18 protein-coding genes and 1 tRNA gene are annotated in these 12,750 nt (G+C 51.5%); 1 reads left to right on the forward strand and 18 read right to left on the reverse strand.

Annotation, left to right across the window (positions count from 1 at the left end; genetic code table 11):
- Window positions 1-8: 8 nt before the first annotated feature.
- The 16 genes from EDM60_RS08500 to EDM60_RS08575 all read right to left on the reverse strand — a co-directional run bounded on the left by EDM60_RS08500 (window position 9) and on the right by EDM60_RS08575 (window position 10,565).
- Window positions 9-872: a menaquinone biosynthesis protein gene (locus EDM60_RS08500; protein WP_122963580.1), complete on the reverse strand. Its 864-nt coding sequence runs from the start codon at window positions 870-872 to the stop codon at window positions 9-11.
- A 4-nt stretch (window positions 873-876) separates the two neighbouring features.
- Window positions 877-1,473, reverse strand: coding sequence for a UbiX family flavin prenyltransferase (locus EDM60_RS08505; RefSeq protein WP_122963581.1), 597 nt, complete (start codon window positions 1,471-1,473; stop codon window positions 877-879).
- The gene (locus EDM60_RS08510) at window positions 1,470-2,339 is read right to left on the reverse strand and encodes a UbiA-like polyprenyltransferase (protein WP_122963582.1); all 870 of its coding nucleotides are present in this window, start codon (window positions 2,337-2,339) and stop codon (window positions 1,470-1,472) included. Before EDM60_RS08510 ends, EDM60_RS08505 begins: the two co-directional genes overlap by 4 nt.
- A gap of 48 nt (window positions 2,340-2,387) precedes the next feature.
- Window positions 2,388-3,107, reverse strand: coding sequence for a demethylmenaquinone methyltransferase (locus EDM60_RS08515; protein WP_122963583.1), 720 nt, complete (start codon window positions 3,105-3,107; stop codon window positions 2,388-2,390).
- A gap of 4 nt (window positions 3,108-3,111) precedes the next feature.
- Window positions 3,112-3,945 (reverse strand): heptaprenyl diphosphate synthase component 1, encoded by an 834-nt coding sequence (locus tag EDM60_RS08520; protein ID WP_122963584.1) that lies wholly within the window; start codon window positions 3,943-3,945, stop codon window positions 3,112-3,114.
- 115 nt (window positions 3,946-4,060) lie between these two features.
- Window positions 4,061-4,576 (reverse strand): hypothetical protein, encoded by a 516-nt coding sequence (locus tag EDM60_RS08525; protein ID WP_122963585.1) that lies wholly within the window; start codon window positions 4,574-4,576, stop codon window positions 4,061-4,063.
- A gap of 70 nt (window positions 4,577-4,646) precedes the next feature.
- A complete protein-coding gene (gene mtrB, locus EDM60_RS08530) occupies window positions 4,647-4,874 on the reverse strand; it encodes a trp RNA-binding attenuation protein MtrB (RefSeq protein ID WP_063226943.1) in 228 nt (75 codons plus the stop codon).
- 36 nt (window positions 4,875-4,910) lie between these two features.
- Entirely contained in the window at window positions 4,911-5,591 is a 681-nt protein-coding gene (locus EDM60_RS08535; RefSeq protein ID WP_122963586.1) for a lytic transglycosylase domain-containing protein, read from the reverse strand.
- Window positions 5,592-5,727: 136 nt separating this feature from the next.
- Window positions 5,728-5,804 (reverse strand) — tRNA-Pro (locus EDM60_RS08540).
- Between the two features lie 92 nt (window positions 5,805-5,896).
- Complete coding sequence (folE, locus tag EDM60_RS08545) at window positions 5,897-6,463, reverse strand: GTP cyclohydrolase I FolE (protein WP_173595995.1); 567 nt, start codon at window positions 6,461-6,463, stop codon at window positions 5,897-5,899.
- Between the two features lie 325 nt (window positions 6,464-6,788).
- Window positions 6,789-7,061 (reverse strand): HU family DNA-binding protein, encoded by a 273-nt coding sequence (locus tag EDM60_RS08550; protein ID WP_005831316.1) that lies wholly within the window; start codon window positions 7,059-7,061, stop codon window positions 6,789-6,791.
- Window positions 7,062-7,298: 237 nt separating this feature from the next.
- Window positions 7,299-8,777, reverse strand: a complete 1,479-nt coding sequence (gene spoIVA, locus EDM60_RS08555; RefSeq protein ID WP_063227114.1) for a stage IV sporulation protein A — start codon at window positions 8,775-8,777, stop codon at window positions 7,299-7,301.
- Between the two features lie 180 nt (window positions 8,778-8,957).
- Window positions 8,958-9,686: a hypothetical protein gene (locus EDM60_RS08560; protein ID WP_122963587.1), complete on the reverse strand. Its 729-nt coding sequence runs from the start codon at window positions 9,684-9,686 to the stop codon at window positions 8,958-8,960.
- Window positions 9,687-9,708: 22 nt separating this feature from the next.
- On the reverse strand, window positions 9,709-10,050 hold the full coding sequence (locus EDM60_RS08565) for a 2Fe-2S iron-sulfur cluster-binding protein (protein ID WP_122963588.1): 342 nt from the start codon (window positions 10,048-10,050) through the stop codon (window positions 9,709-9,711).
- 15 nt (window positions 10,051-10,065) lie between these two features.
- Window positions 10,066-10,362: a 2Fe-2S iron-sulfur cluster-binding protein gene (locus EDM60_RS08570; RefSeq protein WP_122963589.1), complete on the reverse strand. Its 297-nt coding sequence runs from the start codon at window positions 10,360-10,362 to the stop codon at window positions 10,066-10,068.
- A 14-nt stretch (window positions 10,363-10,376) separates the two neighbouring features.
- Complete coding sequence (locus tag EDM60_RS08575) at window positions 10,377-10,565, reverse strand: DUF2768 family protein (protein WP_063226937.1); 189 nt, start codon at window positions 10,563-10,565, stop codon at window positions 10,377-10,379.
- A gap of 129 nt (window positions 10,566-10,694) precedes the next feature.
- On the opposite strand from EDM60_RS08575, the gene EDM60_RS08580 reads away from it, so the two are divergent.
- Complete coding sequence (locus EDM60_RS08580; protein ID WP_122963590.1) at window positions 10,695-11,225, forward strand: hypothetical protein; 531 nt, start codon at window positions 10,695-10,697, stop codon at window positions 11,223-11,225.
- A gap of 120 nt (window positions 11,226-11,345) precedes the next feature.
- On the opposite strand, the gene EDM60_RS08585 is transcribed toward EDM60_RS08580, so the two are convergent.
- Together EDM60_RS08585 and EDM60_RS08590 are read right to left on the reverse strand one after the other, a co-directional pair.
- Window positions 11,346-11,615: a stage VI sporulation protein F gene (locus tag EDM60_RS08585; RefSeq protein WP_122963591.1), complete on the reverse strand. Its 270-nt coding sequence runs from the start codon at window positions 11,613-11,615 to the stop codon at window positions 11,346-11,348.
- A gap of 67 nt (window positions 11,616-11,682) precedes the next feature.
- Window positions 11,683-12,717 (reverse strand): NAD(P)H-dependent glycerol-3-phosphate dehydrogenase, encoded by a 1,035-nt coding sequence (locus EDM60_RS08590; RefSeq protein ID WP_122963592.1) that lies wholly within the window; start codon window positions 12,715-12,717, stop codon window positions 11,683-11,685.
- Window positions 12,718-12,750: the final 33 nt, after the last annotated feature.

Here is a 12,750-nt window from a genome sequence, read left to right on the forward strand (position 1 = left end):
CGTTCCACCTATCTCGCAAGCGTAATATTGGTCTTGTGGCCATCCGCCTGCCACAACTCGACTGTCGCGGGTGCCGCAAGAAGCCCCAGCTCTGCCGCGCATCGGTAATAATACTCCAGTCCTACCCGCTGCACTTCGCCAAAATCGTGTTGCAGTCCCGCGAAGTAACGAAGCCACTCCTCTTTTGTCCCGCCAAAATGCGTGCATACGTAATCGACCAACGGGCCAGGATTTGCTTTCGTCTTCTTCTTGCTCGTCAAAAAAGAGGCGTGCACTTCCGCAATCAACGCAAAATGCTCGTCAATCACCTCGCGTCGCAGCGCCCAAATGGCAAACGTCATGGAATAGCCTGTGAAGCGGTGCCACAATTCGCCGAGATCGTATACGTGCAGCTCACCAGCTGTCCGCTCTGCGGTAATCGCATCATCGCCAATGAGCAGGGCAGCATCCGCATCTTGCAGCATGTGTGCGAGATTCGGCTCTTGTGTAACGTAGGTGATCTCGTAATCGTAAAACTTGTGGAGAATGATTTTCAGCAAGTTCACTGTCGTTGCCGACGTGTTGGTCAGGGCAATTTTGGCCCCGTTCAGTTGCTCAATCGGCTTTTTGCTGAATAAGAAAAGGGAGCCTACTCTCCCGTTGGCACTGACAGACAGGTCTGCCAATGCCACATATTGGGAGGCATGCTCAGCATAGCTAAACGAGGAAATCGGCCCCATGTCAATCTCGCCTTTGGCCATCGCCAGATTCAACTGGGCAGGCACCTGGCGGATGAACGCGATGCGATCCTCGAATTTTGCTTGTTCAAAATAATAGTAAACAGGCAGTACGTTGGTATACAAGATTTGCCCGATCCGCAAAGACTTTTGCATGCGTCTATTCCCCCCAACGCCGAAACAGCGAATGTGGTACATCAAGTGCATCCAAAGCTTTCCCCACGACAAAATTAATCAAGTCATCCATCGTTTGCGGTTTTTGATAATAACCAGGCATGGCTGGCAAGATCCGCACACCCAGCTTGCTCAATGTCAGCATGTTTTCCAGCTGGATCGCATTGAGCGGCGTCTCCCGCGGAACGAGGACCAGTCGTCTGCCTTCCTTGATCATAACGTCAGCGACGCGTTCCAGCAAATTGCCCGAAGCGCCGTGTGCAATCCCGGAAACCGTTCCCATCGAGCACGGAACCACGATCATGCCGTCGCAGCGATACGATCCGCTCGCCGCCGGGCAGTTGAAATCGCGAAGCCCCCAGTAGTGCAGCTCTCCCGGGAAGGATTGTTGCAGCTTTTCTCGCAGCAAACCTTCCCGGTCGTCTGAATGCCAGTCCAGCTCATCGTGAAAGACTTGCCAGCCTGCCTCGGTAATCATCAAGTGAACGATATGACCTGCGCGCAAAAGCTCGGTCACCACACGCACACCGTAAATCGCGCCACTTGCCCCTGTAATTCCGACTACCCATTTTTGTTGGCTCATGCGATCACCAGATCAATCATAGTAAACACGAACATGACTACGCTCAAAATGCCGTTCATGTTGAAAAACGCAACGTTTACTTTGGACAAATCCGTCGGCTTCACCAGCGTGTGCTCGTAGATCAGGATCGCACCGGAAATGAGTACGCCGAGCAGGAACCAGATCGACAAGTCAGCCACTACATACAGCGACATCAGTCCAACAAAAGTGATGATGTGGCACAGTCTCGCCACAACCAAGGCGCTGGCAACCCCAAAGCGGCTCGGCATGGAAAACAGCCCTTCCTTGCGGTCAAAGTCAGCATCCTGGCAGGCGTAAATAATATCGAAGCCCGCCGTCCAAAACAGAACGGACACAAACAGGAGCAAGCCAACCGCGTCTACCTGGCCTGTCGTGGCGACCCATCCTCCCAACGGTCCGAACCCGATTGCTACTCCCAAAACAAAGTGGCACAGCCAGGTGAAGCGTTTGGTGTAGGAATACAGCACCAGGACAAACACAGCAAGCGGCAACAGCTTGACTGCCAAATCGTTCAACTGGAACGCCGCAATGAACAGCACGGCGAACGAAACGACGATAAACAAAACAACTTCCAGGACGGAAATAAGCCCCGCCGGAATCGCTCGTGTAGCTGTCCGCGGGTTTTTGGCGTCAATGACGCGGTCAATCAGCCGATTCAACGACATTGCTGCACTGCGCGCCCCGACCATCGCAACCGTCACCCAGAAAATCTCCATCCAGGTCGGCCACGCCTTCTCCACTACAATACTTCCCAAAACCGCCCCCATAAAAGCAAACGGCAAAGCAAACAGGGAATGCTCGAATTTTATCATTTCCAAGATGATTTTCAATTTACGTAGACCCATCTATGACACTTCCTATCTACTGAAAAAATACCGTTGTTGTCGAGGCGGTTACGGCTTCGTGCCAATGTGCAGCGCGGATACGCCGCCCATGAACAGCTTGACTTGAACCGGGTCCAAGCCTGCTTTTCTAAACATCCCGGCAAGCTCACGACTGTCCGGAAAATTGGTCAGCGAGTGCGGAAGCCAGGCATATTCCTCGTATTTGTTCACGGTCATTTTCGCAATCAATGGCAAAATTTTATAGAAGTATAAGTAAAATAGCTTGCGATACGGAATGAATGGAGGCTTGGACACTTCCAGAGAAACGACTTTCCCGCCCGGTTTGACTACGCGCGCCATTTCATTGAGCACTTGCTGCACATCCGGAACGTTGCGCAGGGCAAAGCCGATCGTGGCAAAATCGAATGTATTATCCTCGTAAGGCAAATTCATCGCATCGGCATTCACCAGCTTGACGTTGTTGCTGACTCCCTCATTCGCCACCTTGTACGCGCCTACATCCAGCATGTTCTGGCTGAAGTCGAGCCCGACCACCCGGCCGTCTTTCCCTACTGCCTTGGCAAGCGCGATCGTCCAGTCCGCCGTGCCGCAGGCTACATCCAATGCGGTATGGCCCGGTTGAATGTTCATCTGCTTCATGGTGTAGTTGCGCCAGGCCAGATGGCTGCCAAAACTGATGACGTTGTTCATTTTGTCGTAGTCGCTCGCGATGCTTTCAAATACGGAGTGAACGTATTTTGCCTTCTCGTTCATTTGTGTCTGGTCCACTAGGCTACATCTCCTCAATAACTCGTTTCAGGCGATTCACTCGATGGGAGTAACGAGCTGTTATGGAAGCAAGCACATTGCGTGTTTCTGCTGGCAGCGAACGCACCATTTGCTCGCACATGCCGATCATTTCCATGGCTTTCATCTCAACGCCCGACAGTACCTGGGCAAGCGTAGCACCCGGTTTTTGCAGCAAAAAACGAGCAAAACCAAAGGGAACCTGCTCTTGCCACTTGATTTGCTCCCACTCTCCGATAACGCTTTCTACCTTGGCCGTTTCTTTCATCAGATCGACCCACAGGCGGCGGCGATCATCCGAATCGGCATACTTCTCTACGATTGCTACGTACAAACCTGTGTCGATGGCGTTGCGCAATTCCCAGTACTCTTCATCCGACAAGCTTCTGGAATCGCGTCCCGCAATGTACAGCTTCATTTTGGCTTCATTCACGCGCTGAATGGCTCCGGACAACACTTGAATCGCTTCAATCTCGCCCGTTTCCGCCAGCAGGTTGTAGTAGCGGCTGCTGTAGTAATCTCCGGCGAGCACAGTCAACTGTCTGTTTCGCTCTGCGCTCAAGGAATGTTCGTATTGATTTTCCACATTTTCATGCATGTCCAGTCCCAGCTGGACAAGTCCAGTCGCTGTGCAGAAAATGGATGCCCGTTCCTTCGTCATGCCTTGCTCCAGCAAAAACAAATACAAGAGTTCCAGGCGATTCTCCGCCATGGAAGGAACGTCCACGTAATATTCTACATAGGAATGGGTGGTTCGCTTGTAGATCTGCTCGATGATCGATCGAACCTCTTCTACATAGGGGGTATGTTCTTTGCTCATGCGTCCTCCTCCACAAGCTGCGCAACCTAAAGATGTCTGCCTGTTCCGTACACTTCCGTCTACCTTTACCATCCGGTCAAAAGGCCGTCCTTGCTATCATACCATACTTCTACCATCAGGGACTAATTCTCTCATAAAAATACGGATCGATTCGCACGGGAAATGTGTTTTTCACAAACGAATCCACATCGGCGATCTCCGCCGCCGGTTTGGACAATGACTTCAAATTCGCCCCAGTTGTTTGAATGGCAACAAGGAGTCTCGACTCTTTTGGCTGTTCGCTTTCTTCCAGCAAACGGAAATACACTTGACCAACATTATCCGTGTGCGTTAGCAAGCCGTATGTCAATCCGTAAAAATCACGATAAACTTGACTTTCATCCACTTTTTCACCCGGTTTCACGATCAAATCGACATAAACCGACGGATTTTCCCATTTTATACGCTTCATTTTATAATGTGTGGGCGTCAATGTAAACAAATCCAGGACATTTCGCTCGCTCAGCTGAACAGGGTGTGATGTCTGAAAAGTGGGCACATCTGCCTGCCTCCATAAAGCACTCGGGACCATCGACAGCATCAGAGCCAGAAAAGTGGAAACAGCGATCGCCATGAGCAGTTGGCGCGGCATAGACATCCCTCCTCTTCACCATTGTACAAACAAAAAAAGCAGGCTATGCCTGCTTTTCCGCTGGAGCTGTTTATTCTGTCGTATCGACAACACCGTGCTGCGAGTAAATGACGGCTTTTCCCCGAACTTTGATGGCCGAAGTATGCTCCGTGAATTGAAAGATCATCACTTCGCCCTTGTCGAGCTTTTCTGTGTGATGAAAACGGGTGTCCGAGCCTCTCGTAAGCCCGATGACATGCACGCCGTTTTCCTTGGCTTTGACGACAAAATAGTCCTGGTTGATTGTTGGCTGTGACAAGTTGTTTCCTCCTGACCAGTGCGTGATGCGCCTCGTCTAGTATGATGTCCCGTCTGTCTCCAAACGGCCCATGATTTTTGCTACATACTTCTGCGTTTCCCGAGGCAGCTGGCTGTACTTTGCCTCCAGCTCCTCGTCACTGTCGATACCCAGACGGCCTACCCGGCCCGGACCTGCATTGTACGCCGCCAGCGCCACCTTGACATTGCCGTCGTAGCGGTCGAGAAGCGATTTCAAATATTTCGTTCCACCCGCCAGGTTTTCATCCGGGTCGTATGAATTGCGGACACTCATCGCCTGTGCTGTTTTGTCCATCAGTTGCATCAAACCTTTGGCACCCGCTTTGGACACGACATTCGGATTGAAATTCGACTCGGCTCTGACGACTTCCCGGATCAGATCGGGATCGACGCCAAGCGATTTGGCGGTTCGTTCAATTTTCTCCAAAATAGCTCCGGGAGCAACCGCTGCTCCTTTTTCCATCGTCGGATTCAACTCTGACTCATAGTCTGCGGCCAGCTTCCATTCTCTGCTGCCGTCGAGCTTGGCCAAAATCTCTTGCGAGGAGATGACGCGCTGTCCTTGCGCCAACTGTGATTGCAACACGTCAGAAAAGAGATCCTGCTCCTCGTAGGACAAGGAGGAAGCTGCGCGATTGCTTGAATAGGATTGCTGTGTTGATTGTAAATACGGCTGAAGCGATACAGGCACCTTCATGGCACTAAACAACCCTTCCCTTGCTTGTCTCCCTACTATTATAAAAAAGAAAGATCAGGAAGCCAATAGCAAAAATGGCAATTGTCAAGAACAAAAAAAGAAGCCTCGCAAAAGGCTTCCTGGTTTTTTATTCAGATGGTCGGAATGCAGGGATTCGAACCCTGGACCTCACCCACCCCAAGGGTGCGCGCTACCGGGCTGCGCCACATCCCGACTGTACATCTGTACTTTACAATATTTTACCTGTAGAGTCAATAGAAAATTGCTGGATTTGGCAGTTCATCCCAGGCCTAGCGCCTGTCCGATCAGGAGCGGATGAGACTGAATACTTCTGCACGCGCCGCCGCATCTTTTTCAAACATGCCGCGCACCGCAGAGGTGATCGTTTTCGAGCCGGGCTTTTTCACGCCGCGCATGGTCATGCACATATGCTCTGCTTCAACCACGACGATCACGCCATGAGGGTCGAGCTTGCGGACGATCGACTCGGCAATCGTCGTCGTAATTCGCTCTTGCAGCTGCGGGCGCTTGGCTACTGCTTCAACCGCTCTCGCCAGCTTGCTCAAACCGACAACCCGTCCACCGCGCGGAACATAGGCCACATGCGCCTTGCCGAAAAACGGAACCAGGTGATGCTCGCACATGGAGTAAAAAGGAATGTCTTTGACCAAAACCATTTCTTCGTGATCTTCGCTAAAAACGGTCTCAAAGTACTGTTCCTCGTTGATATGCATGCCCTCGAATACTTCTGCATACATTTTTGCGACGCGTTTAGGGGTATCCAGCAATCCTTCGCGATCGGGATTTTCTCCGACCGCCTCCAGAATCATGCGGACAGCCTGTTGAATTTTATCCAAATCAACGTTCATTATTTGTACCTCCTACCTAGCGGCCCATCCCGTTTGCGAAGCTTGCGGCTTCTCCGGCTGGCCCTGACCAGATCCGTTTGTCATGCTCCGTTGTACGCAGCCGAACCCACGCCAATCTTACCATACTCATTTCAAAAAAACAAAAACATCTGACAAGACAACTGTATGTACACCAAGCCAAAGTTGTCCGCCCTTTGTTGCCTGTCTTCAACCAAAAAGGGCAGCCGTCCTCACGTGCACAAACGTTCGCATCCCGGACGTTAAAAAAAATCCACATTTCATCAATGTGGATTTTTTTATGTAAGTGCTTCGTTCTCAAAAGAAACAACTACTTGATGGAGTCTTTGAGTTGTTTACCTGGTTTAAACGCAGGTACTTTGCTGGAAGCGATTTCGATCTCTTCACCTGTTTGTGGGTTACGACCTTTACGAGCCGCGCGCTCACGAACTTCGAAGTTACCAAAGCCGATCAGTTGGACTTTATCACCAGTTTTCAAAGCATCAGCAATTGCATCGAGAACAGCGTCAACTGCTTTAGTTGCATCTTTCTTGGTGAGTTCGGTGGTTTCAGCCACTTTTGCAATCAATTCTGTTTTGTTCATTTTCTTCACCTCCCCTCAAAGAACACCAAGTCCTAGCTATTATTTTTCTTAACCGAAACGAAGCGTTTTATACACGATTGGTGGTATTTACCGATCTGACAAGCTTATAGTAATACACCGATTTCTTAAATTCAAGCCCCTCCTGTCGAAATTGAACGAAATACAAGAAAAAAAGGCATCCCGTCACGCCGGGTGCCCCCTTTTGGAATCAATTGTCTAGGTCTATTTACCTAGTCCTTAAAGTATGATGGCAATCAGACCGCCGGAGCCTTCGTTGATGATCCGCCCCAATGTTTCTTGCAATTTATACCGCGCATTGTCCGGCATCATCGTAATTTTTGCCTGGATGCCTTCCCGCACAATCGAGTGCAGCGATCTGCCGAAAATGTCCGAATTCCAGATCGACAGCGGATCTTTGTCGAAGTCCTGCATCAAGTAACGGACAAGCTCTTCGCTCTGCTTCTCGGTCCCGATGATCGGAGCAAATTCCGATTCGACATCGACGCGGATCATGTGAATGGATGGCGCAGTCGCTTTCAGTCTGACGCCAAAACGCGGTCCCTGGCGGATCAGCTCAGGTTCGTCCAAGGTCATTTCATGCAGCGACGGAGCAGCGATTCCGTAGCCCGTACTGCGCACCATATGCAAGGCTTCCGCTACCTGGTCGTACTCTCGCTTGGCGTGGGCAAATTCCTGCATAATCTTCAGCAAATGGTCCTTGCCGTTGATCTCGACGCCCACGATTTCCATCAGGATGCGATCATACAGTTCATCCGGCGCGAACAGGTCGATCTCCGCAATCCCTTGGCCCATGTGCATTCCCGCAAGAGACGCCCGCTCCACGAAGTCATAGTCATTGAAGAAGCCGACGACGCGGTCCACGTCGCGCAACCGGCGGATATCCTGCACGGTTTCACGTACGGCTTCTTCATAGTTCTGACGGAGCCAGTGGCCGTTCTCCAGCACCATGACCCAGCTAGGCAGGTTCACGTTTACTTCATGCACAGGGAACTCGAACAGCACTTCACGCATCAAGAGGAGGATTTCCTGTTCTGTCATGTGATCGACAGACAAGGCCACTACTGGCACGTCGTACTTTTCCTGAAGCTGCAAACGCAGGTTTTGCGCCTCGTCAGAGCGTGGACGCGTCGAGTTCACCACGATGACGAACGGTTTGCCCACTTCCTTCAGTTCATTGACGACCCGCTCCTCCGCGTCAATGTATCCTACACGCGGAATTTCCGCGATGCTGCCATCTGTCGTAACAACGATTCCGATAGTCGAATGCTCCTGGATGACTTTACGCGTTCCGACTTCAGCTGCTTCCTCGAATGGCACTGGCTCCTCATACCACGGAGTGTTCACCATTCGTGGACCGTTGTCATCCTCGAAGCCTTTTGCCCCCTGAACCGTATAACCTACGCAGTCAACGAGGCGGACATTGATGCTGAGTCCTTCTGTCACATGTACGTTTACGGCTTGATTCGGAACAAACTTCGGCTCTGTCGTCATGATTGTTCGGCCAGAAGCACTCTGCGGCAGTTCATCTGTCGCTCTGATCCGCTCTGCTTCCGATTGGATATTCGGGATGACGACCTGCTCCATAAACCGCTTGATAAAGGTCGACTTTCCCGTACGAACCGGGCCTACTACCCCGAGGTAGATGTCTCCGCCCGTCCGTTCGGCAATGTCTTTAAAGATGTCGACTCGTTCCACCATCGATGACCTCCTTCTATTTGTCTATTTTTACACTATGACCGATTTTCCGAATTATCCCTGACCGTCAGTATTTTCGTAGGGAATCTCGTACTAGTTTCGTGGACAGTACAAGTATATGTGCGACTGGACCAACTAGAACAAAAAAACAACTCCGATCAGAGTTGTTTTTTGTGTTCGCTATTTGATTTGCAGCAGCCTCGGCTCACCGTCTACCAACTCGTACGGGAACGATTTGGCGGGAACAAACATCGATACGCGCGACAGGACGTATCTCGGGTCTGTGTTTGGCGTGACAGTCGCTTTGTTCTCGCGCAGCATCGTCGCAATATCTGCCGCGTAGTCAATTCCTACTTGCCCATCCGCATTCATGACCAGCGGCAGCAAATAATTGCCCATGGTCGATGGCACTTGCCACGCCTTCACACCGATCTCCGTATGGTCGATCGAGTAGTAGCCGTTGCCGAGGTCGGCTTGCACCGGCAGCTTGTTAAAATAGCCGCGATAGCGGTCTACAGCCGTCTGTACATCGGCAACCGTGCTGACAGCCCCTAGATGGATGAGCTTGACGGTTGGCTTCGTCTCCACGTCAATCAGGATGTATTTGTACAGCCCGCCCTTTTCAAAGGCGTTTCCAGGCACATCCGGGATGTACTTGGGAATCATTTTGCGAAAATCAATCTCGTATTTCTCAAAAATGGGAGTGTCCAGCGGTTTCGTCACAATCGGGAGCACAGCGGTATCTTTTTTGAACTCGTCGATACCTTTTTGCGCCGCCTCCAGAAAAAATGAGCTGGGCACCTGATTTTCCGCCTTCCGCTCGTTCGGATACAAACATCCGGACAACAAAACAGAAAGCATGCACAAGCTGATCGTCAGCTTGAAAGTTTTACGCCATGATTGCCACATCTTATGTATACACCTCAAACCCTCATTCTTCGTTTTCCAAGCGCTGTCGCTCAAGTGCCGCAGCCACCACCGATTTTAACCGGCTCTCCGGGATTCGGACCGTGCAGTCGTTCTCTGTCGCCTTGGCCTGACAAGCCAGGCGCACCCCCTGCCGCAAGTCCTGCTCCGGCATTTTGCGCAGCTCCAGCACGGTAGGAGGAGCAAGTTCTCCGCTCTCCACAATGACACGGCACATCAGACAGGAGGCGTGGCCTCCACACCTTTGCGGGATCACGATCCGGGCATTGCCAGCAACACTGACAAGCGATTGGCCCGCCCTCGCTTTCACGCTTTTACCGCCGGGAAGAAAAGTCACCTTCCCCATGTCGTCACTCCTTTTTCAATACGGGCGATGGGCCAGCTTCACCGTTCCTTGCCCGACGATCTTGATTTGGCAGCCAAGTCTGAACCCTTCGGCCCGCTCTGCTTTGCGCAGGCGCAGCTTTTCCTCGCTCGTGATCTCGCTCAGGTACTCCGCGCCTTCTACCACTTGCGTGCGGCACTGAGCGCACACGCCTCTCTGGCAAGCATGCCCCCACGGAACTTTATGTTTTTTGGCAATCGCAACGATCGTCTCATTCAACTCCACAGGCACTTCATACGTTCCTGAGCGAGTGATCAGTGTTACCTGAGACATCCCCTATCCTCCCCTTACACAAAAATCACGATCAAAATCATGACAAATACCGCGATTAACATCAGGAAAGCGCAAGTCTTCACGAGAAATCTGACAAGCGCATTCGTCATTTTTCTGGCAAAGATCATCAACAAATTGCAGACGAACATCAGGCCGATGGCCAGTAGTGAAATGTTCATCTTCGTCATAGGATCGATATACATCTGGCTTGCAGCATCCTTTGCATTTTTTGCTTCATTATACCATACTTCCCAGCTCTCGTCTGACCTTGTGAACCTCTATCTGGACGTTCGCATAGACTATTCTGATGAATCCGCCCATGGGAGGGATGAATGTTGAGCAACAAAGTAAATGGTCGAAAATGGCGAAACCCGTACGCTCCCATACCGAGCAAAAAATTGAGCGACCAAGTGGCCGACGTCTCATTAGCCATTACCCCGAAAAAAATCTTGCCAGCCGTGGACCTTAGATCCTCCGTCTCAAAAATGCGCAACAACATCAAAGGGATCAGCACCACGATTCGCCAGGTGGAAGAAACGATGGATACGCTGTACGGTGCCATGGAAATCATCGAGAACTTGGGCAAACGTACGGCTGAACCGGAAGTTGCTGCCGAAAAACCTGTCTCGACCAAGCGCAAAGGAAACGCGGAATCAGCGAGAGACAATGCAAAGGGCAGAGAAACAGCGAAAGCAGTGGAAACACCCCATGAATCGAGCGCAGCCTCAGGCTCTGGCTCAGGAAACCCGCTCGGCAACATTGACATCGGGCAAATTCTCGGCCTGCTGCAATCTCCATTGGTGCAAAACCTGTTGACCCAGACGGTGAGCGGCTCAAGCAAGCAAAGAAAAAAAGAGGGATGAGATCCCTCTTTTTTTCTTGGTATCTGTAGGTCAGCCATGTCCCTGTAGAGCCATGATTGTTCCTAATTTTACTGTATGATGCTTTTGACAGCAGGTAACGGGCATAATCGCCCATTTCTCTCACTTTAGCAGCTTGGACAAGGATGACATGTCATTCAAATTGATTTCCTTGTTGCGGAACATCTCGATGATCTTGTCTTCCTTTTCCGGATTGAGCTGTTTGCCGCTCATGGTCGCGAGCGTCTGCAAAATTTGCCGAAGCTTTGCTTCATCCTCAAAGTCGCTGCGCTTCATCTGACTCGCAAGCGACCGCAATTTGCCCTCGTCGACCTTCTCGCTGCCTTTTCCCTGCAAACGCTCCAAAAAACGCTTGGAAAGATTGTTATTCATCTGCGCTCTCCTCCTGCATCTGGGCTTTCACCCTATCGTATGTGCAGGAGCCTAAATGTGTGAAACGCTACGCTTGCGTCTCATCCGGATTCAGATAGCCCATTTCAAACGTCTTTCCTCTGCCCATCAGTTCCTCTACCCCTTGGCGCGGTTCTTTGCCTTCGAACAAGATGCCGTACAGAACGGACGTGATCGGCATTTCAACCTGCTCCCGCTGTGCGAGCGCGTGTGCCGCATGTGTCGTACGCACCCCTTCGACAACCATGCCCATCTGCGCCAAGACGTCATCGAGCTTTTTGCCTTGTCCGAGCATGTAGCCTGCGCGCCAGTTGCGGCTATGGCGGCTCGTGCACGTCACGATCAAATCACCGACCCCAGCCAGCCCGGAGAAAGTAAGCGGCATAGCGCCAAGCTTGATGCCGAGGCGACTGATTTCCGCCAGGCCACGCGTCAAAAGCGCCGCTTTCGCGTTGTCGCCAAACCCCAGCCCATCTGACATGCCCGCTCCGAGTGCGATGATGTTTTTCAACGCCCCGGCGATTTCCGCTCCGATCAAGTCCGGGTTGGTGTACACCCGGAAATTGGCGTTCATCAAAAGATCTTGCGCACGCAGCATGCTGTCCTCCGACTCGGACGCAACCACGACTGTAGTAGGCTGCCTGCGGACTACCTCTTCTGCATGGCTCGGCCCGGACAAGACGGCAAGCCGTCCAGATATTTCGCGAGGCACCTCTTCCATGATGACCTCAGACATCCGTTTCAGACTTTCCAGCTCAAAGCCTTTTGTGGCATGGATCAAAAGTGTGTCGCTATATAAAAACGGTGCCAACTGCCTGCAAATTTGCCGCATGGCGTGCGAAGGCACTGCCAAGAGAACAATCGGTTTGCCGGAAACAGCCGCTTCCAGATCCGTTGTCGCCACGATGCTTTCGGCGAGCTTCACTTCAGGCAAATATTTGGCATTGGTGTGCTTTGTGTTCACTTCGTCAGCCAGTTTGGAATCGCGCACCCACAGCCGAACCTGGTGGCCGTTTTCAGCCAACACAGAAGCGAGAGCTGTCCCCCAACTACCTGCACCGACTACTGTAACCTCTTTTCTCAATAGATCCCCCTCCATCCTTCGTTCTGCGAGAAC

Origin of the sequence: Brevibacillus parabrevis (assembly GCF_003710905.1) — a bacterium.
Classification (GTDB): Bacteria; Bacillota; Bacilli; order Brevibacillales; family Brevibacillaceae; genus Brevibacillus; species Brevibacillus parabrevis.

What these genes read in the sequence shown, in the direction of transcription:
- EDM60_RS08535 (WP_122963586.1), bottom strand. Translation starts at nt 5,591, where the DNA reads ATGAAGGTGCCTGTATCGCTTCAGCCGTATTTACAATCAACACAGCAA.
- EDM60_RS08565 (WP_122963588.1), bottom strand. Translation starts at nt 10,050, where the DNA reads ATGGGGAAGGTGACTTTTCTTCCCGGCGGTAAAAGCGTGAAAGCGAGG.
- EDM60_RS08525 (WP_122963585.1), bottom strand. Translation starts at nt 4,576, where the DNA reads ATGCCGCGCCAACTGCTCATGGCGATCGCTGTTTCCACTTTTCTGGCT.
- EDM60_RS08510 (WP_122963582.1), bottom strand. Translation starts at nt 2,339, where the DNA reads ATGGGTCTACGTAAATTGAAAATCATCTTGGAAATGATAAAATTCGAG.
- EDM60_RS08500 (WP_122963580.1), bottom strand. Translation starts at nt 872, where the DNA reads ATGCAAAAGTCTTTGCGGATCGGGCAAATCTTGTATACCAACGTACTG.
- EDM60_RS08580 (WP_122963590.1), top strand. Translation starts at nt 10,695, where the DNA reads ATGTTGAGCAACAAAGTAAATGGTCGAAAATGGCGAAACCCGTACGCT.
- EDM60_RS08575 (WP_063226937.1), bottom strand. Translation starts at nt 10,565, where the DNA reads ATGTATATCGATCCTATGACGAAGATGAACATTTCACTACTGGCCATC.
- EDM60_RS08505 (WP_122963581.1), bottom strand. Translation starts at nt 1,473, where the DNA reads ATGAGCCAACAAAAATGGGTAGTCGGAATTACAGGGGCAAGTGGCGCG.
- EDM60_RS08520 (WP_122963584.1), bottom strand. Translation starts at nt 3,945, where the DNA reads ATGAGCAAAGAACATACCCCCTATGTAGAAGAGGTTCGATCGATCATC.
- EDM60_RS08570 (WP_122963589.1), bottom strand. Translation starts at nt 10,362, where the DNA reads ATGTCTCAGGTAACACTGATCACTCGCTCAGGAACGTATGAAGTGCCT.
- EDM60_RS08560 (WP_122963587.1), bottom strand. Translation starts at nt 9,686, where the DNA reads ATGTGGCAATCATGGCGTAAAACTTTCAAGCTGACGATCAGCTTGTGC.
- EDM60_RS08585 (WP_122963591.1), bottom strand. Translation starts at nt 11,615, where the DNA reads ATGAATAACAATCTTTCCAAGCGTTTTTTGGAGCGTTTGCAGGGAAAA.
- EDM60_RS08550 (WP_005831316.1), bottom strand. Translation starts at nt 7,061, where the DNA reads ATGAACAAAACAGAATTGATTGCAAAAGTGGCTGAAACCACCGAACTC.